The sequence below is a fragment of the Paenibacillus phytorum genome, from assembly GCF_013141715.1.
In the GTDB taxonomy this organism is placed as follows: domain Bacteria; phylum Bacillota; class Bacilli; order Paenibacillales; family NBRC-103111; genus Paenibacillus_E; species Paenibacillus_E phytorum.
Genome location: NZ_WHOA01000089.1, coordinates 148,564 through 171,008 on the forward strand (window position 1 = coordinate 148,564; position 22,445 = coordinate 171,008).

The 22,445-nt window shown below is 46.3% G+C and carries 27 protein-coding genes and 1 riboswitch; of the genes, 5 read left to right on the top strand and 22 right to left on the bottom strand.

Going from position 1 to position 22,445, the window contains the following annotated elements; genetic code table 11:
* Positions 1–2: 2 nt before the first annotated feature.
* The 3 genes from GC098_RS12395 to lpdA form a co-directional block, all read right to left on the bottom strand.
* Positions 3–983, bottom strand: a complete 981-nt coding sequence (locus tag GC098_RS12395; protein ID WP_057306382.1) for an alpha-ketoacid dehydrogenase subunit beta — start codon at positions 981–983, stop codon at positions 3–5.
* A 3-nt stretch (positions 984–986) separates the two neighbouring features.
* Positions 987–1,997 (bottom strand): thiamine pyrophosphate-dependent dehydrogenase E1 component subunit alpha, encoded by a 1,011-nt coding sequence (locus tag GC098_RS12400; RefSeq protein WP_171643450.1) that lies wholly within the window; start codon positions 1,995–1,997, stop codon positions 987–989.
* A 108-nt stretch (positions 1,998–2,105) separates the two neighbouring features.
* The gene (gene lpdA, locus GC098_RS12405; protein ID WP_171643451.1) at positions 2,106–3,530 is read right to left on the bottom strand and encodes a dihydrolipoyl dehydrogenase; all 1,425 of its coding nucleotides are present in this window, start codon (positions 3,528–3,530) and stop codon (positions 2,106–2,108) included.
* Between the two features lie 170 nt (positions 3,531–3,700).
* On the opposite strand from lpdA, the gene GC098_RS12410 reads away from it, so the two are divergent.
* On the top strand, positions 3,701–3,958 hold the full coding sequence (locus GC098_RS12410; RefSeq protein ID WP_029192929.1) for a DUF2627 domain-containing protein: 258 nt from the start codon (positions 3,701–3,703) through the stop codon (positions 3,956–3,958).
* A 9-nt stretch (positions 3,959–3,967) separates the two neighbouring features.
* Here GC098_RS12410 and GC098_RS12415 read toward each other — a convergent pair whose 3' ends face one another.
* The 3 genes from GC098_RS12415 to steA are packed head-to-tail and all read right to left on the bottom strand — an operon-like array spanning position 3,968 to position 6,719.
* A complete protein-coding gene (locus GC098_RS12415; RefSeq protein WP_171643452.1) occupies positions 3,968–4,867 on the bottom strand; it encodes a hypothetical protein in 900 nt (299 codons plus the stop codon).
* Positions 4,837–5,568 (bottom strand): glycosyltransferase family 2 protein, encoded by a 732-nt coding sequence (locus GC098_RS12420; RefSeq protein WP_171643453.1) that lies wholly within the window; start codon positions 5,566–5,568, stop codon positions 4,837–4,839. The genes GC098_RS12415 and GC098_RS12420 overlap by 31 nt, the downstream gene beginning before the upstream one ends.
* Positions 5,565–6,719, bottom strand: coding sequence for a putative cytokinetic ring protein SteA (gene steA, locus GC098_RS12425; protein ID WP_171643454.1), 1,155 nt, complete (start codon positions 6,717–6,719; stop codon positions 5,565–5,567). Before steA ends, GC098_RS12420 begins: the two co-directional genes overlap by 4 nt.
* A 130-nt stretch (positions 6,720–6,849) precedes the next feature.
* On the opposite strand from steA, the gene GC098_RS12430 reads away from it, so the two are divergent.
* A complete protein-coding gene (locus GC098_RS12430) occupies positions 6,850–7,035 on the top strand; it encodes a hypothetical protein (RefSeq protein ID WP_171643455.1) in 186 nt (61 codons plus the stop codon).
* Positions 7,036–7,117: 82 nt separating this feature from the next.
* Here GC098_RS12430 and GC098_RS12435 read toward each other — a convergent pair whose 3' ends face one another.
* A complete protein-coding gene (locus GC098_RS12435; protein WP_312880084.1) occupies positions 7,118–7,303 on the bottom strand; it encodes a hypothetical protein in 186 nt (61 codons plus the stop codon).
* A 122-nt stretch (positions 7,304–7,425) separates the two neighbouring features.
* On the opposite strand from GC098_RS12435, the gene brfA reads away from it, so the two are divergent.
* Positions 7,426–7,674, top strand: a complete 249-nt coding sequence (brfA, locus tag GC098_RS42000) for a ribosome rescue factor BrfA (RefSeq protein WP_512698996.1) — start codon at positions 7,426–7,428, stop codon at positions 7,672–7,674.
* Here brfA and GC098_RS12440 read toward each other — a convergent pair.
* On the bottom strand, positions 7,626–7,880 hold the full coding sequence (locus tag GC098_RS12440; protein WP_171643457.1) for a hypothetical protein: 255 nt from the start codon (positions 7,878–7,880) through the stop codon (positions 7,626–7,628). The two genes, brfA and GC098_RS12440, sit on opposite strands and share 49 nt — an antisense overlap.
* A 180-nt stretch (positions 7,881–8,060) precedes the next feature.
* Here GC098_RS12440 and GC098_RS12445 point away from each other — a divergent pair, with 180 nt between their 5' ends.
* Positions 8,061–8,327 carry a hypothetical protein gene (locus tag GC098_RS12445; RefSeq protein WP_029192924.1) on the top strand — a complete coding sequence of 89 codons (267 nt, stop codon included), beginning with the start codon at positions 8,061–8,063 and terminating at the stop codon, positions 8,325–8,327.
* Between the two features lie 45 nt (positions 8,328–8,372).
* Here the strand turns inward: GC098_RS12445 and GC098_RS12450 are convergent, their stop codons facing one another.
* From GC098_RS12450 to GC098_RS12500, 11 genes are all read right to left on the bottom strand, one after another.
* Positions 8,373–9,761 (bottom strand): cobyrinic acid a,c-diamide synthase CobB, encoded by a 1,389-nt coding sequence (locus GC098_RS12450; RefSeq protein WP_171643458.1) that lies wholly within the window; start codon positions 9,759–9,761, stop codon positions 8,373–8,375.
* On the bottom strand, positions 9,761–10,918 hold the full coding sequence (locus tag GC098_RS12455; RefSeq protein ID WP_171643459.1) for a cobalt-precorrin 5A hydrolase: 1,158 nt from the start codon (positions 10,916–10,918) through the stop codon (positions 9,761–9,763). Before GC098_RS12455 ends, GC098_RS12450 begins: the two co-directional genes overlap by 1 nt.
* A complete protein-coding gene (cobM, locus tag GC098_RS12460) occupies positions 10,915–11,691 on the bottom strand; it encodes a precorrin-4 C(11)-methyltransferase (protein ID WP_171643460.1) in 777 nt (258 codons plus the stop codon). The genes GC098_RS12455 and cobM overlap by 4 nt, the downstream gene beginning before the upstream one ends.
* Positions 11,692–12,402 (bottom strand): precorrin-2 C(20)-methyltransferase, encoded by a 711-nt coding sequence (gene cobI / locus GC098_RS12465; RefSeq protein WP_171643461.1) that lies wholly within the window; start codon positions 12,400–12,402, stop codon positions 11,692–11,694.
* Complete coding sequence (gene cbiE / locus GC098_RS12470) at positions 12,395–13,630, bottom strand: precorrin-6y C5,15-methyltransferase (decarboxylating) subunit CbiE (RefSeq protein ID WP_171643462.1); 1,236 nt, start codon at positions 13,628–13,630, stop codon at positions 12,395–12,397. The genes cobI and cbiE overlap by 8 nt, the downstream gene beginning before the upstream one ends.
* Positions 13,627–14,757, bottom strand: a complete 1,131-nt coding sequence (locus tag GC098_RS12475; protein ID WP_171643463.1) for a cobalt-precorrin-5B (C(1))-methyltransferase — start codon at positions 14,755–14,757, stop codon at positions 13,627–13,629. Before GC098_RS12475 ends, cbiE begins: the two co-directional genes overlap by 4 nt.
* 5 nt (positions 14,758–14,762) lie before the next feature.
* Positions 14,763–15,413 carry a precorrin-8X methylmutase gene (locus GC098_RS12480; protein WP_171643464.1) on the bottom strand — a complete coding sequence of 217 codons (651 nt, stop codon included), beginning with the start codon at positions 15,411–15,413 and terminating at the stop codon, positions 14,763–14,765.
* 4 nt (positions 15,414–15,417) lie between these two features.
* Positions 15,418–16,200, bottom strand: coding sequence for a precorrin-6A reductase (cobK, locus tag GC098_RS12485; RefSeq protein ID WP_171643465.1), 783 nt, complete (start codon positions 16,198–16,200; stop codon positions 15,418–15,420).
* Positions 16,197–17,147, bottom strand: coding sequence for a sirohydrochlorin chelatase (locus GC098_RS12490; protein WP_171643466.1), 951 nt, complete (start codon positions 17,145–17,147; stop codon positions 16,197–16,199). Before GC098_RS12490 ends, cobK begins: the two co-directional genes overlap by 4 nt.
* Before the next feature lie 19 nt (positions 17,148–17,166).
* Complete coding sequence (gene cobJ, locus GC098_RS12495; protein WP_171643467.1) at positions 17,167–18,867, bottom strand: precorrin-3B C(17)-methyltransferase; 1,701 nt, start codon at positions 18,865–18,867, stop codon at positions 17,167–17,169.
* Between the two features lie 141 nt (positions 18,868–19,008).
* Positions 19,009–19,210: riboswitch (cobalamin riboswitch) on the bottom strand.
* 42 nt (positions 19,211–19,252) lie between these two features.
* On the bottom strand, positions 19,253–19,501 hold the full coding sequence (locus GC098_RS12500) for a hypothetical protein (RefSeq protein ID WP_171643468.1): 249 nt from the start codon (positions 19,499–19,501) through the stop codon (positions 19,253–19,255).
* A gap of 146 nt (positions 19,502–19,647) precedes the next feature.
* On the opposite strand from GC098_RS12500, the gene GC098_RS12505 reads away from it, so the two are divergent.
* On the top strand, positions 19,648–20,226 hold the full coding sequence (locus GC098_RS12505; protein ID WP_171643469.1) for a guanylate kinase: 579 nt from the start codon (positions 19,648–19,650) through the stop codon (positions 20,224–20,226).
* Positions 20,227–20,292: 66 nt separating this feature from the next.
* Here GC098_RS12505 and GC098_RS12510 read toward each other — a convergent pair whose 3' ends face one another.
* The 3 genes from GC098_RS12510 to GC098_RS12520 all read right to left on the bottom strand — a co-directional run bounded on the left by GC098_RS12510 (position 20,293) and on the right by GC098_RS12520 (position 22,238).
* Entirely contained in the window at positions 20,293–20,718 is a 426-nt protein-coding gene (locus GC098_RS12510; protein ID WP_171643470.1) for a hypothetical protein, read from the bottom strand.
* A gap of 78 nt (positions 20,719–20,796) precedes the next feature.
* Positions 20,797–21,273: an SRPBCC family protein gene (locus GC098_RS12515; protein ID WP_171643471.1), complete on the bottom strand. Its 477-nt coding sequence runs from the start codon at positions 21,271–21,273 to the stop codon at positions 20,797–20,799.
* A gap of 8 nt (positions 21,274–21,281) precedes the next feature.
* Positions 21,282–22,238 carry an MBL fold metallo-hydrolase gene (locus tag GC098_RS12520; RefSeq protein ID WP_246358569.1) on the bottom strand — a complete coding sequence of 319 codons (957 nt, stop codon included), beginning with the start codon at positions 22,236–22,238 and terminating at the stop codon, positions 21,282–21,284.
* Positions 22,239–22,445 lie beyond the last annotated feature (207 nt).

A 22,445-nucleotide genomic window follows, 5' to 3' on the forward strand; every position in this document is an offset into this window, starting at 1 on the left:
AATTAGAACATAGCAAGCTGGTGCATGGCATCCTTCAGCTTATCTGCATTGAGAAGGAAAAATTTCTCCATGGGTGGATTGCTGCCCACTGCCGGAACGTCTGGGCCACAAAGTCTTGCGATAGGCGCATCTAGTTCGAACAGCATTTCTTCGGCGATAATCGCCGACACTTCTGCGCCAACGCCACCAGTTTTGTTGTCTTCATGGGCGATGAGCACTTTGCCTGTTTTCCTAGCAGCCTCCAAAATAGCCTCTTTGTCAAGTGGCTGTAGGGAGCGCAGGTCAAGTACGTGTGCGGAAATACCTTCCTTCGCAAGCTCTTCAGCTGCTTGTAAGGCATAATTTACAACCATGCCGTAGGCGATAACTGTAATGTCTGTGCCCTGACGTTTGATGTCGGCCTTGCCGATCGGCACGATATAATCGTCATCTGGTACGTCCGCAGATAGTGCCAGATAGCACTTCTTGTGCTCGAAGAATAACACAGGATCAGCATCTCGGATTGCTGCCTTCAGCAGACCCTTAGCATCATATGGATTCGAAGGCGCTACGATCTTAACACCCGGTGTGCCAAAGAAAACAGATTCCGGACATTGGGAATGGTATAAGGCACCTGCTCCGGTCGCACCGTATGGAGCACGAATGACAATTGGGCATGTCCAGTCATTATTAGAACGATAACGAATCTTAGCTGCTTCACTAAGAATTTGATTCGTTGCTGGGAAGATGAAATCAGCAAACTGAATTTCGGCGATCGGTTTCATCCCATACATCGCCGCACCAATAGCCACACCTACGATGGCAGACTCTGCTAGCGGCGTGTCAAGTACACGCTCTTCACCAAACAAATCACGCAGCCCTTTGGTCGTGTTCAAGACACCACCTTTACCAACATCTTCACCGAGTACGAAGACGTTATCATCCTGCTGCATTTCCTCCTGCATGGCAGAGCGGATTGCTTCCAAATATGTAATTACAGCCATAATTTATTGGTCATCTCCTTCCGCGTAAACATGAAGGAGCGTATCTTCCGGTTTCGGATAAGGCGCGAGATCCGCATACTTTGTAGCTTCATTAATCTCTTGCTTTTGCCGTTCCTGAAGGTCACGATCTTGATCTTCACTCCATAGTCCGCATTCCATTAAATATTCTTTGAACTTAAGGATGCCATCTTTTTGACGGTTCTGTTCTACTTCTTCTTTCGTCCGGTACAGCATGTCATCATCCGACGTTGAATGAGGCATGAGTCGATAGGAAATCATTTCGATGAGCGTTGGACCTTCGCCACGAGCTGCTCTTTCTCTTGCTTCCTTCGTCACCCGATACATTTCTAATACATCACTGCCATCTACTTGAATACCTGGGAACCCATACCCCAGCGCACGATCAGCGATTTTCCCTGCCACTTGTTTATGAAGAGGAACGGAAATCGCGTATTGATTATTTTCACAAACGAAAATAACAGGCAGTTTATGTACACCCGCGAAATTACAGCCTTCGTGGAAATCCCCTTGATTGCTTGAGCCTTCGCCGAAGGAAACAAATGTGACGAAGTCTTGCTTTTTCATTTTGGCTGCAAGTGCGATACCAGCAGCATGCGGCACTTGGGTCGTAACAGGGGACGACCCTGTAACTATATGATTTTTCTTATCGCCAAAGTGACCAGCCATTTGCCTTCCACCACTGTTGACGTCTTCTGCTTTGCAAAAAACCGCAAGCATTAAATCCCTCACCGTCATGCCTACAGAAAGTACAAACGCATAGTCACGATAATAGGGCAAGAAATAATCTTTTTGCGCTTTCATCGCAAAAGCCATCCCTACCTGACCGGCATATTGTCCCATTCCAGATACGTGAAAAGGTATTTTACCTGCGCGTTGAAGCATGAAAGCTCGCTCATCATATTTAGCAGCAAGACTCATGACTGTATACATACGAACGGCTTCGTCGTCAGACAAACCTAAACTTCTATGTTTATATAGTTGACCAATAGACATGGAGGTTGCCTCCTTTAGAAATTTTAGGTACCACATAAATTTATTACCTGGTCCTAGTACTTGACTCTATATGCTTATTATAAACGCAAATGTTTATGATTACAATTTTTATCCGCTAATTGCAATCCCATCGACGGCCAGCATCGCTTCTCCTAATGCTTCCGACAAAGTTGGATGTGGATGGATGGTTTGGCCCACTTCCCAAGGCGTCGCATTCAGCACCTGGGCAAGCGCTGCTTCGGATATGCTGTTCGTCACATGCGGTCCAATCATGTGTACACCCAGAATGTCATTCGTTTCGCTATCTGCTATCACCTTTACGAAGCCATCTGTATCTCCATATACAAGTGCTTTTCCAATCCCTTTAAAGCTGAATTTGCCAATTTTCACCTTGTGTCCTTGATCGACAGCCTGTTGTTCGGTCCAACCAACACTAGCGATCTCTGGTCTTGTATACGTACATCTTGAAACGAGATGCGCTTGCAGCTCATGCGGAGTTTGACCGGCCAGGTGCTCCGCTGCCAAAATCCCTTCATGACCGGCCATATGCGCCAGCATGAGTCCCCCAATAACGTCGCCAACCGCATAGATGTGTGATTCTGTCGTTTGCATGAATCGATTCACACGAATGACGCCTTTATCTATTTTAATATCTGTATTTTCAAGCCCGATTCCCTCAATATTGGCTACGCGCCCAACAGATACAAGCACCTTATCTGCCGTTAATTCAACGATCTCTCCTTGCTTGTCCGCTTGTAATGTAACACTGCCTTCCGTCACCTTCACGGAATCAGGAAGCACTTTTGCACCAGTAACCAAGTTAATGCCGCGTTTCTTAAACAAACGCTCCAGCTCTTTGGAAATATCCGCATCTTCTAAGCTCACTAATCGTTTATCCAGCTCAACTATGGTAACCGCTACGCCGAAATCGCTCAACATCGAAGCCCATTCTACACCGATCACACCACCACCGACAATAATGATTGACTTTGGAAGGTTCTCCATACGCAAAGCGTCTTCACTCGTTAAAATATGGGTACCATCGATCTCTAATCCTGGTAAACTACGCGGTCTGGAGCCTGTAGCAATGATCAAATTACTCGATAAAAGCGTTTCGATATCCCCGTCTTCCTTCTCTACAGAAACAGCACCGCTGCGTGGAGAAAAGATAGAAGGTCCAATTATGCGGCCATTGCCGTAATGGACCGTGATTTTATTTTTCTTCATCAGGAATTGCAGTCCTTGATGCAGTTGATCAACAATACGTTGTTTACGGTTAAGCACACTATCAAACTTCACTTCAATGGACTCAGCAGAAATGCCATAATCCTCACTTTTCTTCATTGTTGCGTAGACTTCAGCACTTCGAAGGAGAGATTTACTTGGAATACAGCCTTGATGTAAACAAGTGCCTCCAAGCTTGTCCCTTTCCACGACAGCCACCGTTTTCCCTAATTGTGCAGCCCGTATAGCCGCGGTATAACCTCCAATACCACCACCAAGAACTACGACATCATATCTATGTTCACTCATTATGTATTTCCTCCCTATTAAACGATTACTACCTCATATGTATACACTTCTCTCTATTATATTACCCTTTTTTGGTTACCAAATCATAGTCTTATTTGTGAATTAGACACACTAACAGATTCAGAGTATGATGATAGAAAAACATGTATCATGCAAAGTAAGGAGCAGCTATGAGAGCACCATTTTATCGATTTATTGCTATTCTTCTTCTCGTTATTCCCGGTTTGACAGCGACCTATGGATTCCTTGCCATGAAGGACGCCTTTTTCGCTCAATTCGATACGGACGGTCATATCCTGTGGGGAAAATTTATCCTTGGGCTTATTTTGTTTCTTCTAGGTGTTGCTTTTATTGGGGGATGGACGTTTTTCCGTGATCGTAAACGAAATTATGTAGCACCCAGATTTAAACCAAACCGCCGCAAATAGACCGAACTTTCAAGTCCGGCCTAAACGATCTAACCAATGAAGGAATCGGTTCTGTTCAATCATTTGCGTAATGGAACTCACCTCCGCTTGTTTATGAAGGAAGCCGATTACAGCTACAATCACACATTGTGCTTCCCAAGGCAAGATCATGATGATTCCATAACCTAATGTAAAACCAAGTAGATTCGATCCGGCATCACCAAGCATCACTAGGCCTCGAATATCAAGGCTATAAAGAATCAATCCACCCATGCATACCGGGATCATTGGAAAAAACACACTCGTTTCCAAGTCCAAAAAATACAAGCCCACGAACAATACCACACAAGAACTACCCAAAAATGCTTTTAATGAACGCCCTGGACGAACGTCAAGCAAATTCAAGGTATTCGTCATGAGTATCAGCAGTATTAGCTCAACCCCCATCTGCCAGATGGGGGTTTGATCGTTTCCAACCGCTACAACAAGCCATGCGGCAATTGTTACTGTGCCTAACGCCTTAACGGCTCCCATCGATAAAGTCTTTGACTCCATCCAATATTGGAAGTGTCCCTTTAGACCTTTTACGGCTTTACTGCCTATTAAATCATCTGTCCAACCTAATAAAAAAATGAATGTAGCAGTAAAAGTGAATACTCGATTATTCACTTCAAGGGAACTAATCTCTTTCAGGAATGAACTTTCGCCCATCAAGCCTGAAGATTCTAACCTTACAGCACCTTGAAGAACCAGCTCCTGAAGCCATAAGAGCAACCAAAGTACGCCCCCCATCCCGCGAGGGATGGGGTGACCAAGATAGTTCGGCCCCACCTGCCCATGGGCCTCCAGAAAGCGCCTTACATGCGGCAGCATCCACCACCCTGCCGCTCCAAGCACAATCAGATCGAGGATCGATCCGATGATAACCATACCCGCTTCCTCCCTTTCCAGCGAGTCAGCAGCGTCAAACCAACCTCGGCGAACTGCTTGCCGCGGTGCACGCACCCGTGCCAATCCCGCCCCGTTTCACGGTGCGTGATGGGCACATCCAGCTCCACGATGCGCAGGCCATGCCGCACCGCATCGATCGTTAGCGCGACTTCTACGCCGAAGCCGTGCGCGAACCCCCCAAGCTCCCGCAGCCGATCAGCACGCACCGCGCGCTGTCCCGACAAGGGAGCTTCGGTCTTATAGCCGCTGAGCCGGTGAATACCGCGGCGGGCCATACCCTTGACCAAGCCGAAGCCTGCTTTGGCGGTGGACGGCGGCAGCTTCGCTATCGCCATATCCGCTTCGCGCCGCAGCAGCGGCTCGATGAGGACGAGCGCCTCTCCGGCCGTATCCTGCAGGTCGGCGTCAAGGAAGAGCAGCAGGTCGCCGCGTGCCTTGGCGACACCTGATTGCATCGCCGCTCCTTTGCCGCGGCGGCGGTCATGCTTGATCAGCTTATCCACCCAAGGCCAAGCAGCCTCGTAGGTATTATCGACGCTGCCATCGTCGACCACAATAATTTCGAAGCTCATCCCCGCCCCTCTAATGAAGTCCGACTGATTCAACAGATGTTGAAGTGTACACGGAATCGTGCTTGCTTCATTCCAAGCTGGAATAATGATGGATAGATATGGTTTCATCCTTCACCTCCAAGCTTCCAAACAACGTGAGTAACTCGTTTCAAAATCCAGTGAAGCTGAAAAAGCCCTAAAGCAATAAAGAAAAGTGAAAGAAACAAAGTGGTACCTGCCTCTTTCGTCCATAGATAGGGCTGCTTATACAAGGCGCCTACACTTTTGATATCGACCAAACGTGCCCCTACCTTCATCCGAACAAGAAGTGTGCTTCCCATGCCTTCCCTTCCTTTTTCCAGAAAATCAATCATGTGGGTATGTGCACCAACCGTAACTAGCCACTCCCCCCGCTGCTCAAAGGCAAGTAAGAGCGCCGCATCCTCACTAGTTCCGAAGCAAGGCAGTACGTGCGCGAATAACCCTAATGCAGTCAATCTAGCCATTCCCGGTGCCGTTCCATTCGGGTAAGCATGGACAATTAGCTCCGCACCGCACGAAAGTGCTCGATCCGTCACACTGTCCATATCGCCTACGATAAGATGCGGCTGATAACCGCACTCCAGCAGTGCGTCGGCTCCCCCATCCACCCCAATCAGAATCGGATTGACCATTGAGATAAAAGCTTTTGCAGCTAGCAAATCCTTCTTATACCCCTTCCTTCTGGAAACAACCAACACATGCTTACCCTCGCAATTCACCCTTAGGGGTAATGAGGGCAGTGGCTCCATAAGAGCTCGCTTCTCCCGAATTGCATAGGTTAACGTATTATCAATAAATTGCTCTAACAGCCTTGACGATTGATCATTCGCAAGCTGCTGCAAGCTCATCCAATTCTCACGTGTAAATGCGGTACAGGAGATATGCTGATCTTCGACGATGATCCTATCCTCATAAATCGCAATCTCCTTATTCGATTCAAAAACTTCGAACGCTGACGACTCCACTTCCCAAATCGGTATATGCTGCTGCAGCAGCAACAGGGGTCCTTGGGTCGGATATGTGCCACTCATCGTTTGGTGGCAATTAATGATCGCTTTGACTTTACGATCGATGAGTTCCTGTGCAATGACTTCATCCAAGTCACGGTGCTGAAGAACAACGATTCGGCCTTGCGGCAAATCACGCAGCAATACTTTCGTAATCGCCCCTACGCTAATCTTCCCTTTGCAGAGCGGCAGCGGCTTCGAAGAAAACAATGACAACGAGGGCCAATTCATGATAGACACCGACTTTCCTTTCGTCTCTTGGCCCACTTATTTTGCCCTTTGCCACTATATTCTATGTATATTTTACCCATCCAATGGCAAGTATTGGGTTATATTCTTATCGAAAGGAGATCAAACATCCATGGAGCTAAACATGAGCGCAGACGAAGTGTTAGGCCACATTGTACAGCTTCACAACACCGGGGAGTCGCTAGCCAAAAAAAATGTGAAGAAGCTGCATCCTGACCTTATGAAAAACGCCCTGTATTACTACCCTAGCTGGGAGCACGCCTTGCAAAAAACAGGAGTGGGCAACATCATTCACTAAACATACATAAAATTGCACACAAAGAGCTCCGAAGGGGATTCACCCACTTCGGAGCTCTTTTCAATCAAAGTTCCATGCTTCGTTATTCAAGAACTTCCCATTCAACTTGCACCATGCGATCTACCCATGTGCGGATTTTTATTTCAATCGCACTCTCGATTTCTTCATCCGTCATTTCACCAAGTTTATATTCCGCAATTTCAAGTACATCCTGCTTAACCAATTCGCCTGATACGGCTAGTTGAATTTGAATACGCAAAGCTATCACCCTTTTCTAAAATGAGTTGAATTTATAAGTTATAAGAAAACTTTCCATTGCTCTTGGCCAAATGATTCTTTAAAATTAACTTGAATGACAATCAAATTTATAAAAGGAAAAGAGGAATCCTAATGTCACGAACTCAAGCACAAAAAAATCGACAACGAAGTTTGCGCGAAGGCAAGCTCGATCCTGCTATCCATCGGCTGCATTGGCATGGAGTCAACCCAGTAACCAAAACGACGCCTACATTGAAACAATTACTAACTAAACAAAATGATAAACACAAATCAAGGAATTTGAACCATTCGCATGGTGACGATTCCTTTTTTCATGCTTCATTAAGCTCATGGATCGTGATTCCTTGTTCGGCTGCATAACGGACTAACGCTTCTCTTTCCGCAGGACGAAAGGTATAGTTACAGTCAAACCCGTTAAAGAACAGCTTCCACTCCCTTACAACTCCGTTATCTCCTAGCTCTAACTCCGCTACATATAAGGAATCTGGCTCATCTTCAAATTGAAGGCCGATGTGCAGCTGTACCTTGCCTTCAGTCATTTCCTGCTCACAATAGTCCATAATCACGAGTGTTGGCCCTCCTATTGAATTAAATCTTTTTTATTTATATAATATACTAATGCGCACAAGCTAAACAACGAGGTGAGACTTTGATCGCAGGTCAAAGATCCCTATACGAAAATGCTAGTTTATGCTTAAGCTTACGTAGAAAGTTTTGCTAAAGCAAAACTCTTAGGAGGAATTACCATGGCATACGATCCGCAGGTAGTAGATGCAACAATAGTTAGTGATAACAAAAAAAATGGTCTTTTCGAAGTCGTTGTCTCACTGAAAGACCGCAATAAATGCCGTCTTTTCTTCGAAAGAGATTCCGAAACCGGTATCGGCAAAGTGACTGATTTGAATAGATTGATGAAAGAACCTTGCCCGATCTGTCGCAAAGATTACCTTTGCAACTGTCTTGACCGTTACAAATATTCAATTGCGGATCAAGCTCTTACATTCATAAAATAATGGCATGACGAAACCCCCTAGCTAACTAGCTAAGGGGTTTCATTGTTATTTACGATTTTGCTGATACTGCTTACACGCATGAATCCATTCCTTCACCATGTTCGGATTAGATGCGAAATGCAAATGTGTATAGCCGGCAACAAGATTCCCGGTGAGATACCCATCTGCTTTGGTTCCAAGCCTGCCCTTCGATTGAAAGGCAGCTTTCACATCCGCACCCTCTTTAGCTTGAAAAGTTGAATAATGAAATTCATGGCCGCGAGCCTCTTCACCTAAGGGCAGCAAAAAGTTTCCCTCTACACCAGCAGCCTCGCGGTAACCTAAAGCTGCTAACTTCGTCTGCATGTTGACTTTTCCGGGGATCATGCCAACCATTGGAAATTCATTTCCTGTCGTATCTACAATTTGTTCCGTGAGGAACATAAATCCACCGCATTCAGCGAGTGTCGGAATTCCTTCCTCAATTCGGCTGCGGACAGACGCCTTAACCCCTTCTTCGGCAGCTAATCGCTCTGCGAATTCCTCGGGAAACCCTCCACCAATGTAAAGTCCATCCGCATCAGGAGGAACCTCTTCACCTGCAAGCGGTGAAAAGAAAACACATTCCGCGCCTCCCGCCTCTAACAGTTCCAGATTTTCCGGATAATAAAAGTGGAATGCGGCATCTTTGGCGATCGCGATTTTAACCCGTTTAGGTTCCTTAAGTTGATCATTGCTTGTAAACAAAACGGATTTACAATCTATCGGCTCAGCTGCGGCTAAATCCAACAAAAGGTCCAAATCTATATGTGCCGTCACTTTGTCAGCCAAAAGCTCAAAAAAAGGTTGGAGCTCGCCTCGCTCAATCGATGGAACCAGACCTAAGTGCCTTTCAGGAAGTTCAATGTTCACGTCGCGAGGCAGAAACCCAAGGACAGGAACACCGCATTCCTGTTCGATAGCTTGCTTAACCATCTTATAATGCCCTTCGCTGCCTGCTCGATTGGCAATGACACCTACAATATTATCGCCTTGACCAAACTGCTGAAAGCCTTTCACGATCGCAGCGGCGCTTCTTGCCATACTGGCAATGTTGACAATTAACACGATCGGAGCACCTAGAATGCGTCCTATATCCGCGGTACTGCCTTCGTCAGTCATTGGGTTTTTGCCATCAAACATCCCCATAACACCTTCGATAATTGAGATATCTGAAGCTTGACTTCCTCGCTCAAATATTTCCTTCACCGCTTCACGCCCAGTCATCCATGAATCCAAGTTGCGTGAAGGCCTTCCTGTCACTGCCGAATGATAGGTTGGATCAATATAATCGGGACCACACTTAAATCCCTGAACCGTAATTCTTCGTTTCTGTAAAGCAGCCATAATACCGATGGTCAAGGTGGTCTTCCCTACACCACTGCCTGTGCCTGCAATGACAATCCGCCGATCCATCACAAGCCACCTCGTTCAAATGGAGCAGAACCAGTAAAGTCGAGTAATCCCACAGAAATTGTGACATTTCCTGATTTCTTCTTAACTAATGCTAGTTTATCTTGGCCCGTGTAAAGCTTAACAGCCGGCTCACTTACCGCATACGCTCCAGTAAACTGATACACAGTCTCGGAAGGTGCCTCCACGGTCACGGTGTTCAACTCTTCAGGTGTATAGGTGATGAACTCCCAGCCATGATTACGAGTAACCTCGAGCAAGCCTAATTCGTCCTTCTTCAAATCGATCGTACAGACTGCTTTCACGCTTCGTATGGAAAATGATAGCTCTTCAAGTGTTAATTGTATGACTTGTTCAATTTCATCAGCTGAAGTACCGCGGTTACAGCCTATTCCTAGAATAATAACTTTCGGCCTGTACAGCACACCGTTAGTTAGAATGCTTTCCTCCTCTAGCCCCAGAAGTCGATGCGTGATGAGCAGGACGGCATTCGGCTCGCTTGCTCGACCTTCCGAAATCGATGTAAACCGCCTAATATTGGCGGGTATAGGTCGCTCATGCGTCCACCAATTCGGTTCACCCGATTCCTGAATAACAGCAATTCGCTCTTCATTAACGACAGCAGCGCTGACCGGGGTCAGTTTATCTGCCGATTCCCAAACCCAGCCGAAACGACGGCCGAAGAGATCAACAGGAATCGTTTTCTGAACATCCGATGCCGTAGTAATCACAGCCCTTGCATGAATAGCAGCTGCAACCTCATGAGTTAGCTCATTTGCGCCACCCAAATGCCCAGAAAGCACGCTGATGACATGCTCCCCATTATCATCAATAACAACAACACCAGGATCTTTCTTCTTATCTTTCAGTAATGGAGCAATCATACGAACAACGGCTCCTAGGGAAATGATGATAATAAGTCCTTGGTATGCGGGAAATAGTGCAGGAAATAATAAACGAACACTGCCCTCAAACATTTGTATCGAGCGCTGCTCTTCATCACCTTTGACGAATTTGCTCATGTAATAGACATCCGTGCCGCTCATTTGCTCATTCAGCTTACGTGCAATCTCGACACCATGCTTCGTAATAGCTACGATCGCATAGTCATTTTGTTGTCGTATAACAGGAATGACTCCCTCTTCAAGACTAATCGTCATGGCTTAACACCTCTGCGGAAACGGTGTGTAAATGATTTATCGTATAATTTGGAGCGATACTCCTCTTTGCCGTGAATTTCCGGATCCAACGCCCAGCCTGCCAAAATCATCGCATGCGAACGGATACCACGGCTCCGCATATCCTCTTCCAGCTTTCCTACCGTTGTACGAACAATTAGCTGATCCGGCCACGTAGCACGCTGAACGACCGCAACAGGTGTCTCCTCGCTCCACCCTGCCTCAATAAACTCGCTAACTACTTTCTTGATTAAAGTAGCACTCAGGAACAAAGCGATTGTACAATGATGTGCAGCAAGGTCGCACAATTTCTCAAGCTCCGGCACTGGCGTACGGCCTTCCGCTCGAGTTAGAATAACCGTTTGGGTAAGATCTGGAATCGTGAGCTCTGCGCCAACAGCCGCGGCTGAAGCGAAAACAGAGCTTACGCCTGGAATAATTTCATAGCCAATGTTTTCTTTACGCAGCAGAGCAATTTGTTCCATCGTTGCACCGAACATAGCCGGATCTCCGGTGTGCACGCGCACGACCATCTTCCCCTGTTTAAGGCGGTCGACAATGATGCCAACCATTTCCACCAGCTCCATGCCCGAGCTTTTCAGTACTTCTGCTTCAGGCTTCGCTTTAGCGATCAATTCTTCATTCACAAGCGAATCCGTATACATCACAACATCTGCTTGTTGAAGAAGCTTTAAGCCTTTCACAGTGATCAAATCCGGATCTCCCGGTCCCGCGCCAATAATATAGAGTTTCATCTATTTTCTCACCACCATTAGGGTTAGATATTCTAATTCTCGTCCTTGCAACTCTTCCACATTACGCCAAATTTCTTCCTCCGAGGAAGTGACTTTGGTTAAAACAGATGCTTTATTTACGAGTCCGAGATCACGAAGTACGGATAGCATCAAATCTATCACTTTAGCAACCTTGATGAACACGACACAATCATGTTCTTCAATGGCCTTGCGCATCTTGTCGTAGTCGTCCACAGCCGGGACGATGGCAATTTGCTCATCACCATCCGCTAAAGGGATGCCCAGACGGGAAGCAGACGCGTTAATCGAGGAAATCCCTGGAATGGAGACAGCCTTTACTTCAGGATGGCTTTCGTTCATAAGACGCATCAAGTGAATGTAGGTGCTATAAATCATCGGGTCGCCCTCCGTCACGAAGGCAACATCTTTCCCTTGAACCAAATGTGCCCAAACACTTTCAACCGTCTTCGTCCACTGTATTTCAAGCGCTTCTTTATCCCTTGTCATTGGAAAAGTGAGCCCCATCATTTCTTTTTGCTCCGTATTCACGTACAGCTCCGTAATCGCTAGCGCATAGCTCTTAGCTCCACGCTTCTTTCTTGGGTAAGCGATGACCGGACATTCTTTTAACAATCGAAAAGCCTTGACCGTAATTAATTCCGGATCGCCTGGGCCAACACCCAAACCATATAGCGTGCCAAGATTACTCATCGCCTGTACCTCCCTCAATATCTGTCTGCTTGCGCTGTGCTGTGATGATGTAGATCGGATTCAGTGCGTCGAATCGTTTCATATGAAGGATAGGCTTGCTGCGCGATACTTGTACAAGCGATATCTGCGTTGTGAACCCGACCTTCGTAAACGTCTTATCGGCCTCATATAACGTCTCTATCGTCGCTGCATTCAACACAATCCTGCCGTTCGGCTTCAGTCTCGCTGCACATATTTCTAGCAGCTCTTGCATCTCTCCACCGCTTCCGCCAATAAAGATGGCATCCGGATCTGCGAAAGTATCGAGACCCTTTGGTGCTCTGCCGTGCACAGCTGTAAGATCAACACGAAACTTGGCGCTGTTTTCCAGGCAATTTTGGAGATCGTCTTCGTTTTTCTCGATGGCAAATACGGCGCCTTCACGAGCTATACGTGCCGCCTCAATGGCTATGGAGCCTGTACAAGTTCCAATATCCCATACGACACTATCCACTTGTAGAGCTAATTGACTGATGCTTAATACACGAATTTCTTTTTTCGTTATTAGCCCTTTATCCGGTTTGCGTTGGGCGAACTGATCATCTTCAATGCCAAGCGGCCAAACTGGACCTGGGACTTGTTTTTTCAAAATAACCACATTGAGTGGTGAAAATGTTTCCGTGGCCAACTGGTCCAAATCGTACCAACCACAGCGTTCTTCGGCTCCTTCCAAATTCTCTGCCACAAAGGCACGATATTCGGTCATGCCAAAAGAAAGCAAATAAGCCGCAATCGCACTCGGTGAATTCGTTTCATCCGTGAGCAGGGCCACTTTGTCTTTCCCATCTATTCGCTGCGCCAAGCCTTTGATGCTCCGTCCATGAACGCTTGTGATATAAGCATCGTGCCAGCTTTCCCCCATCCGGGCAAATGCCAGTTGAATCGAGCTAACAGCCGGGTAAATTTGCACACCTTCCAGCTTCTTCTCTACATAACCGCCAATCCCATAAAAGAGCGGGTCGCCCGAAGCCAAGATGACAATGGAACGTTCTTCTTTTTGAAGTTTACTCATGAGCTCTGGCAAGCTGCCTTTTATGACGATTTTCTCGCCTTTATATTCAGGAAAAAAGGCAAGATTCCGCTCTCCGCCTACAAGTACTTCACTTTCATTAATCCATTTGATATATAAAGGGAGCAGGCTCCCTTGTCCGTTATCGCCAACACCAATCACTTTCACATTTCTACTCATTCGTAAGCCATCTCTCCATTCTCGCTCCGCTTCACCATCGCCGATTTCCCTAAGAGTTCAGCTTTCATTGAAATGATCGCTGTTTCTATGAAATCAAACCCGTCTCTCGCAACTTCTTCTAGTCCAGCTAGGTTGCAGCGCTCGCATAATCGCTCAAAATAACGCAAATTCCCCGTAGAAGCCATTAAATCTCCAACCTGCGAGGCAGTGTTGGCACCTCTAATTTCTTCAACAAGTGCATCGGACGCTTCCGATTCGATCGCGACCTGTGCTAGAAACCCAAAATCAACTGGAGCACTCTTCGAATGCACCATCATCACACCTTGTGCCACCTTAGAGAACTTGCCCATCATGCCGACCAACGTCACCTTACGGATGCCTTGTCTTTGGGCTTGTATTAAAGAAAACCCGACGAAATCGCCCATCTCGATAAAAGCTTCCTCCGGAAGCTCGGGATACATATTAATCCCGAATATTTCCGTCCGGCCGCCAGTCGAGAGCACGAGATGCTTGCAGCCGCATTTCACGGCAACGCGAATCGCTTGTGCGACACTGGCCTTGTAGGCCGCACTCGAGAATGGCACCACCGTGCCACGGGTGCCGAGAATCGAGATGCCGCCGAGGATGCCAAGACGCCCATTCAGCGTCTTCTTGGCGATTTCTTCGCCGGCGGGCACTGATACGAGCACGTCTACACCGTGCACGATCTCGTAATGGTCAAGCACTTCCTGCACGGTTTCGCGGATCATCTTCCGCGGGACCGGGTTAATCGCTGCTTGACCGATCTCGACTGGCAGGCCGGGCTTCGTCACGCGCCCGACGCCAATGCCTCCATCGATGCCGGCGCCAGGCTCGGCACGGAAGCTTACGCGCACGATGATCTCCGCACCGTGCGTCGCATCGGGATCATCGCCGCCGTCCTTGATGAGGGCGGCTTCGCCCCACAGCTCCGTGAACGTGCAGCTGTGCAGGGCAAATTCAACCGTCTCCCCGATGGGGATACGGATGTGCACGTGCGTTTGTGGCGCTTGCTCGATGAGCGCCACTAGTGCTGCTTTGGCTCCTGCGGTTGCGCAGGAGCCGGTGGTGTAGCCGTGGCGCAGTGGCTTGCCCGGTACTTCCTCCATAGGCGCTACTCCTTACGCGCCGCCATAATCGACAGCGCGTTGACGGCTGCAACGGCAACAGGACTGCCGCCCTTGCGGCCAATGTTCGTGATGAACGGGATGTCCAGCTTGGCCAGTTCATCCTTCGATTCCGCTGCGGAAACGAATCCAACCGGCACACCGACGATGAGCCCTGGCTTCGCGATTCCTTCTTTGACGAGTCGAATCAGCTCCAGCAGGGCTGTCGGTGCATTCCCAATGGCATAGATAGCTCCATCCGCTTCCTTAATCGCTTTGCGGATGGAAATAATCGCTCGTGTCGTGTTCAGACGCTTGGCTTCCTCCATGACATCCTTATCCGAGATATACACTCTCACATCGCCACCGAATTGCTCAATACGCGGCTTACTAATCCCGACTTGTACCATCTGAACGTCGGCCACAACGATTTTGCCAGCTCGAATGGCAGCAATCCCCGCTTCGATGGCTCTCGGATGAAAGACAAGACTTCGTCCTAATTCAAAATCCGCTGATGCATGAATTACACGCTGTACAACTGGGTATTGCTCCGGAGTAAACGTATGCTCGCCTAATTCTTCTGTAATCATCTCAAAGCTTTTCTCTTCAATTTCTTGTGGTTGTACCGTTAATGGCTTAAAATCCGTATGAAAATCCATCTATTTAGTCCTCCTTATGAATGTGAATGCTATCGTTTATAAATTGTATAACGCCTTGAAAGTCAGAATAGAGCGTCCCATATTCAAGTTCCGGTCTACCTATCACAATACTCGGAATACCCATTTCCAGTGCTGCTTCAAGCTTCTCATCCACGGCTCCGACTTTCCCGCTTTCTTTCGTTATCATCAAATTAACTTTGTAATGGTCATAAAGAGCTTTATTTAACTCTTTGGAAAAAGGGCCCTGCATAGCCACAATATTTTTCTGCTCAATGCCCAGTTCTTCGCATTTCTCCATATTATCTTGGCGCGGAAGCATCCGCGCAATGAGCCTCGTATCGGGAAGCCCAATCAGACGATCAGCAAAAATCTTCAACGTTTTGCTGCCGGTTGTCAGCATAATGCTGCCACGCTTCTCAGCTGCTAATTCTGCAGCTTGTTTATAATCATCAACTGTCGTAACAAGTGCACTTTGTTCGATGGACAAGCTCTGACGTTCGAAACGCACATAAGGAACAGCCGCCAATTTAGCAGCCGCCATCGCATTCTTCGACGCTTCCTCAGCAAAAGGATGGGTCGCATCAACGACCACGCGTAAGCCTTTATCTTGAATTAGCTGATTCATATCTTCCGCTGTTAAGCGACCTGTGAGTACCGCAAGTCCTTCCGCTTCCATGCTCTTCGCTGCGCTTTCGGTCACAACCGTTGTGAGCACAACATAACCTGCTGCGCGAATTCCTAACGCCAACTCCCTGGCGTCACTCGTACCTGCAAGAACGAGAATCATCGTTTGTCACCTCTTGAATGAGCATGGTCATGATCATGGGCGTGATGATCGTGATCGTGGTCGTGTTTATGCTCATGTTCATGATGGTCATGATCGTGGTCGTGATGGTGATGATCGTCATGATCATGATGGTGATGATGATCGATATGCTTCATCGCCTCTAGACGATATTGGCACATGTCGCAGTTCATCTTCACTTCATCTTGAAGCGCTTCCTGCGCGCGTCCAATCAGAATCTCTTGAAGCAGCGGATGGAAGCCGAAATAAGGAGCCATCTGGAATTGTTTATCTGGATATGTCTCCCGATACCCTTGAACCATTTGTTCCATGCGCCCAATCAAAACGCCTGTGAACAGGAAATAGGGCAAGATGATTACCTTCTTCGCGCCGAGCAGCAAACAGCGCTCAATCCCAGCATCCATCAGAGGTGCTGTAACTCCAATAAAGGCTGTTTCCACCCATTTCACCTGAAGCTTCTCCCAGAATAAGCGAGAGATTTTAAATAGATCGCTATTCGCATCTGCATCACTGCTTCCACGCCCAACAATAAGTAAAGCTGTTTCACCTAAGTCCTCTTTCACTTGAACTCCGAGATCTTCTACCCTGGAGGATAAAATATCGAGAATTTGTTCGTGTACCCCAATAGGTCTACCGTATGTAAATTTCAGCAAAGGATATTTTAATTTCGCATCATCAATAGCGGATGGGATATGAATTTTCGCATGCCCGGCCGCAAATAAGATAATTGGAATGACCACAATATGAGTAGCCCCTAGTTCTACACAGCGATCAATTCCTTGCATGATCGTTGGTTGAACAAATTCCAGGAAACAGGTCTCCACAATTTGCTCTTTCATCTTACTCGCAATTTCTGAAACAAAAAGGCGTACTTCCTCATTCCCGCCTTCTTCCCGACTCCCATGACCCACAAATAAAGCAGCATTCATCCTTTATTTCCCCCTAATTCTAATCGCCGCAAATGGCATTTTCGATAACGAAACCTACCATTTCTTGATGGCGGTAGCCTTCAATTTCTTTGACACGCTTGAAAAATTTATGAAACCGTTCGTTCGGATGTCCTTCTTTTTGGTAACGTTCCACGATTCTGCCGACTAATTCTACAAGCTCTGCAGGGTCAATTCCTTCTGCAACAGGCTGAGCCGCATGTGCATTTCGTCCTACTGTTTTTCCGCCAAGAAAAAGATCGAATTTCTCTTTGCGGTAGACAATGCCGATATCTTGCTGAACAGCCCCATAACAAGCCATTCCACACCCGTTGAACCCAATTTTCAACTCTTTAGGTACTTCTAGATTGCCAATTCGATGATGGATGGCTTCCGCATAAGGAATAGATTCACCTTTTTCTAAATTGCAAAAGTCGCATGCTTTGATTTGGGCAACATCGCCAATCGGTGATAACAATAAACCAAGTGCACTTAGTTCGGATGTAATCTGCTTAGGGTTTTTGGTTTGCACACGAACAATCAGTTGATGATGCGGTGAGTATTCAATATCTCCACGATCTCCAACAATCTCGCCTAATGCACACAGTTGGGCTGCTGTTAACTTTTTATTAGCGATACCTGGGCTTACCGCAAACTCAAAGATAGATTGGGTCGCAGTCAGCTTCTCATCAAATTCAAATGGCACCACTTCATTCCCTTTGGATACTGATACTAGCTGCAAAGCTTCCATTGCAAGTTGCAAGGAGTTACTAGGCGACAAATTCGGCGATGACTTCAGCTGGGAAGGTTCTTTCATTTCTGTAACCTCACCATCCAAGAGTTTATCTTCTTCATCGAACTCCTCCATGGAGTCATCCCAATCCTGTTCATCCAATTGTTCCAAAGCCCAGGGCTCAGCCTCGGATTTCAACCTTTGATGTGGTTTGAGCGGCTGTGTTTCAGCCCCTAATGTGTATTTCCGCTGATAACCGCGTGGTGTAATGATGAGACCGTCATACAGCTTGGTTGCGGAATTACCAATAATAATGGTCGTTAACATGCCAATATCATGATTCAGCATATCAGCAAGCGTCGTCACAACAACATGTTGACGATCTCGATACGCGCTTTTGACAATCCCAACAGGTGTTAAAGGAGAACGATACTTAAGGAGGATGCGCTGAGTCTCAACAATTTGTCTGGTCCGTCTACCGCTTCGCGGGTTATAGAGGGCAATAACGAAATTAGCCATTCCCGCTGCCTCAACCCGCTTCGCAATCAGCTCCCATGGTGTAAGATGATCACTTAAGCTGATGGTGCAAGAATCATGCATAATTGGAGCACCTAGCAGAGATCCAGCCGAATGAACAGCTGAAATGCCAGGAATCACTTCTACTTGGACGCCATCCTCGCGGGTCCAGCCTTGTTCCATCAACACCTCATAGACAAGACCTGCCATCCCATATACGCCGGCGTCTCCACTGGAAATAACGGCAACTTTCTTACCCTGCTTCGCTTGCCGCACAGCCTCTTGCGCACGACTCACTTCTTCCGTCATGCCTGTTCGAACTACTTGCTGTTCGGTTAACAGACCTGCAATAAGATCAACATAGGTGTTATATCCGATGATAACTTCACTCTCTTGAATCGCTTCCCGTGCACGCTTCGTAATATGTTCAAAACTCCCCGGCCCAAAGCCGATAATGAGCAGTTTTCCTGACAATTTGTATCACCCTTCCCCATAATTACACAAACAAAAAAAGCATCCCTAACATAAGTCATGTTAGAAATGCTTGGTAAATTACTACAGTTAATAAAACCAGAAGTAACCGCTCTCTAACACTCCCTAATTCCTCGTAGGGTTATTGTGTTGTTGAATTAGGCAGGTCTCCTGACTTAATCATCCCCTTGCACCTTCCCAGGTTGTTACCCAGTGGTATGTTGCATGGAGTTACCGTAATAAACGGCGATTTTTACAGTGGCGGGTCCGTGCCGGTATTTCACCGGTCTTCCCTTTTAACCATACACCCGAATGGATCTATGGCACCTAATTCCTATGATATGCAATTACGATCATCCTACCATCTATCGATAGGGTTGTCACGTATTTATTCATAGATGGCCTGGTAGAGTCCTTCCATCAAACTCTGGTAACTGCTTGGATTATAGGTCACTTCGGCAAATGAAACTTGAATGACCTTGTTGATCGTTTTAACGATAAAAAAACTATCCTCCCCACGCTCCGGGTCAATATAAGTGTAGCACTCTAAGTGACTGCTTCCCGTTTTTTGACGTAAAAATTCCGTTGCTTCCGCACTCAAATTCGCATATTTAGGCATAGTTAGTTTCCTTTCCATTTAAACGAAGTGATGCTATCTATTATAGCGTATTTCAACTCTTTGATTCCTATCAAAACGAGAAAGTATTTCTTTAATTTTCAGAATTTTCGTACTATAATGAATCTATCAAGATATCGCTTTCATTATATGAAGGAGGAATTGATATGAGCAGTCATGAAACGAATGGATTGGTGTTTGTCTTTACTGGCACTAGCGGTTCTGGTCGTAAAACAATTGCCCATCACATTGCCAAAGAGCTTGGTTTCTCATCTGTCGTCTCCTACACAACTCGAATACCTAGACCCAAAGAAATCAACGGGAAGGATTATAATTTCATCTCACGCAAAGTATTCATCGATAGTGACATTGCAGGTGAATTTTTTCAAACTGTTGAAATTGACGGGAATTTCTATGGGATTAAGAAAGCGGACATCGATGAAGCGCTTCGCAAAGACGGACTTATCTATGTCATTGTGAATCGTTATGCAGCTAATCGTTTCAAGTATACATTTGGAGAAAGAGCCATCCGCTTGTTCATCTATGTCAACAAACAAACGATCATGGAACGCATGCTTGCTCGAAATACACCTACTGACGTCATTGACCACTACATGAATCACTACATAGAGGAAGTCTCCTACCGGAAGGATTGTGAGCATGTTTTTGAGAATATGAATTTACAAGAAACGATCGACAAAGTGAAGGCAACCATGCTCGCCCACATGCTTACTACAACTAGTTAAATAAGCTAATAACGCCAAGAGACCCGGTGATCGACATCACCGAGTCTCTTTTTTACGATCCAACATTCATTTTAATGGGGCTTTTTTCCTCTTCAAGGCCACGAATCCGCCTAATAGTGATACCGGTACGATGACGACAAAGCCAATCAACTCATACCATAACGGAATACTATGATTGGTTAACATGGAATCAAATCCGATTGCAGCGCCGATGACACCAATAATGGCCGCATTGAAATATTCGGCACGCTTCGCAACCTTAGCGGCGATGTATCCGCCAAGAAACGACCAGAACAAACCAACTACCAAAAGCAAAAGTAATAGGCCTACATTTGTATATATAACACTTACATCCTGCTCATCCACCGGGCGATTAGCAAAATATATACCACCAATTAAAGCAGTCGATATCAAAGTCCCCAAGTTATCAACCGCTACACCGAGCAGTACACCCAGAAAATGAAATTTCCGTTCACTTTTTTGTTCAACCATAGATTCTTCTTCTCTCCTGATCGCTTCGATCTACCAGCCTTATCCATAATACCATGTGGCCGCCTTAGTATCCAGTTCTTACCTTGCAGACCTTACAGAGTTCGCTGTCTCTTCAGCAATCTTCTTCAAGTAGTCATTGCGCTTTTCAAGAAATCGAGTCATATATTTGGCTAAAAACAAGTGATCGACAAGCTTCCCCAATCCTCCTAAAGGTGAGGTGTAATCAAACGTATCCACCATCAAGGTGCCTTGTTCTACAGTTACAAATTCATGTGTATGATGAAATCGCTTGAACGCCCCTCTTACCATTTCATCTACAAAGTAATGCGGCTTATCCATCTCCGTAATCTGGGCAGTCAATTGCTGCTTAATACCAAAATGGTAAGCTTCCCAAGTCACTCTTTCTCCACGCTCAATCAAACCTTGTGTCCTGCCTGCTATCGCTCTTTCCTTCGTTTGGGAGGTTGATTCCGCATGGATATCTATACTCCTTGCCAAATCAAAACAAACCTCGATAGGTGCATGAATAAGTAACTCCTGTCGTATCGTTGGCATGGATCCCTCTACTTCCACCAAGTTTCTATTGGGTGATCCGCAGCATTCACAATAACAGTTTGCCCTATTTTCGGTGTGACAATTGACACTTTGTTAGCATGAGCTGCCCTTGTAGCACGCTCTACAGGATCTGTCCAGTCATGTAAGGCTAGCGTGAATGCTCCCCAATGTATCGGTATCATCAGCTTCCCATTCACATCCATATGGGCTTGAACCGTTTCTTCCGGCATCATATGAATATCAGACCAGCGATCATCGTATTGACCGCACTCCATCAGAGTAAGATCGAACGGACCATATTTAAGCCCAATTTCTTTGAAATGAGAGGAATACCCACTATCACCACTGAAGAAGATGCTGGACTGCTTTCCTTTGATCACCCACGAGCACCATAAGGTTGCGCCGCGATCCGTCATGCTTCTCCCCGAAAAGTGTGTAGCTGGCGTACAGGCCAACGTTAAACCTTCAAACGTAAACTCATCCCACCAGTCATACTCTTCGATCTTCTCAGGCTGCACACCCCATCTGATCAGATGACCGCTAACCCCAAGCGGGACAAAAAACTTGTTCACTTTATGTTTTATTTTCATGATTGTTCCATAATCCAAATGATCATAATGGTCGTGTGACAGAATAACGGCATCAATCACTGGCAGCTGCGTAATTTCAAAAGGCAAGCCCCCGCTATATCTTCCCTTCCCGAACCATGGAAATGGCGAAGGAGCTTTGCCGAGCATGGGATCTAATAATAGGGCTTTTCCATCGATCGTAAGTAAGGAAGCCGAATGACCAAACCAAGTCACTTTCGTTTCCAGATCCTTGATCAAATTGGGGCTTCCCATCGCAAATTGTTTCTTTGGACGTCGATTAGGACTGCTTTTCGCAAAATCAAGCAAGATCCCCACGGTATTCATGAAGCCCATATTCATCATGGTAGGAACAGGGTTTTCGAACTTCCCATTCAAATACTGAGAGGATCGAGAGAATGCCAGAGTCTTCTCCTTCGATGGTCTCCGTCCAAAAACAGGATAAACATTCATAAAAAGAACAATAACGCACACAATTCCAACTACTATACTCGTCAATATAAGTAACAACTTCTCTGCCTCCATGTTTAAACTTAATGGGATAGTCTTTTACGACTAGATGTATTAACGTAAAACCGCATCGTA

Bases quoted from the DNA above. Each gene is read 5' to 3' on its own strand.
- cobM (WP_171643460.1), bottom strand. From the start codon at position 11,691: ATGAAACTCTATATTATTGGCGCGGGACCGGGAGATCCGGATTTGATC.
- GC098_RS12395 (WP_057306382.1), bottom strand. From the start codon at position 983: ATGGCTGTAATTACATATTTGGAAGCAATCCGCTCTGCCATGCAGGAG.
- GC098_RS12430 (WP_171643455.1), top strand. From the start codon at position 6,850: ATGGAGCTAAACATGAGCGCAGACGAAGTGTTAGGCCACATTGTACAG.
- GC098_RS12490 (WP_171643466.1), bottom strand. From the start codon at position 17,147: ATGAATGCTGCTTTATTTGTGGGTCATGGGAGTCGGGAAGAAGGCGGG.
- GC098_RS12450 (WP_171643458.1), bottom strand. From the start codon at position 9,761: ATGGATCGGCGGATTGTCATTGCAGGCACAGGCAGTGGTGTAGGGAAG.
- GC098_RS12455 (WP_171643459.1), bottom strand. From the start codon at position 10,918: ATGACGATTAGTCTTGAAGAGGGAGTCATTCCTGTTATACGACAACAA.
- GC098_RS12475 (WP_171643463.1), bottom strand. From the start codon at position 14,757: ATGGAGGAAGTACCGGGCAAGCCACTGCGCCACGGCTACACCACCGGC.
- GC098_RS12500 (WP_171643468.1), bottom strand. From the start codon at position 19,501: ATGGAAAGGAAACTAACTATGCCTAAATATGCGAATTTGAGTGCGGAA.
- lpdA (WP_171643451.1), bottom strand. From the start codon at position 3,530: ATGAGTGAACATAGATATGATGTCGTAGTTCTTGGTGGTGGTATTGGA.
- GC098_RS12420 (WP_171643453.1), bottom strand. From the start codon at position 5,568: ATGAAACCATATCTATCCATCATTATTCCAGCTTGGAATGAAGCAAGC.
- cobK (WP_171643465.1), bottom strand. From the start codon at position 16,200: ATGATTCTCGTTCTTGCAGGTACGAGTGACGCCAGGGAGTTGGCGTTA.
- GC098_RS12410 (WP_029192929.1), top strand. From the start codon at position 3,701: ATGAGAGCACCATTTTATCGATTTATTGCTATTCTTCTTCTCGTTATT.
- GC098_RS12480 (WP_171643464.1), bottom strand. From the start codon at position 15,413: ATGGATTTTCATACGGATTTTAAGCCATTAACGGTACAACCACAAGAA.
- steA (WP_171643454.1), bottom strand. From the start codon at position 6,719: ATGAATTGGCCCTCGTTGTCATTGTTTTCTTCGAAGCCGCTGCCGCTC.
- GC098_RS12515 (WP_171643471.1), bottom strand. From the start codon at position 21,273: ATGCCAACGATACGACAGGAGTTACTTATTCATGCACCTATCGAGGTT.
- brfA (WP_512698996.1), top strand. From the start codon at position 7,426: ATGTCACGAACTCAAGCACAAAAAAATCGACAACGAAGTTTGCGCGAA.
- GC098_RS12400 (WP_171643450.1), bottom strand. From the start codon at position 1,997: ATGTCTATTGGTCAACTATATAAACATAGAAGTTTAGGTTTGTCTGAC.
- GC098_RS12415 (WP_171643452.1), bottom strand. From the start codon at position 4,867: ATGGTTATCATCGGATCGATCCTCGATCTGATTGTGCTTGGAGCGGCA.
- cbiE (WP_171643462.1), bottom strand. From the start codon at position 13,630: ATGAGTAGAAATGTGAAAGTGATTGGTGTTGGCGATAACGGACAAGGG.
- cobI (WP_171643461.1), bottom strand. From the start codon at position 12,402: ATGAGTAATCTTGGCACGCTATATGGTTTGGGTGTTGGCCCAGGCGAT.
- GC098_RS12445 (WP_029192924.1), top strand. From the start codon at position 8,061: ATGGCATACGATCCGCAGGTAGTAGATGCAACAATAGTTAGTGATAAC.
- GC098_RS12505 (WP_171643469.1), top strand. From the start codon at position 19,648: ATGAGCAGTCATGAAACGAATGGATTGGTGTTTGTCTTTACTGGCACT.
- GC098_RS12510 (WP_171643470.1), bottom strand. From the start codon at position 20,718: ATGGTTGAACAAAAAAGTGAACGGAAATTTCATTTTCTGGGTGTACTG.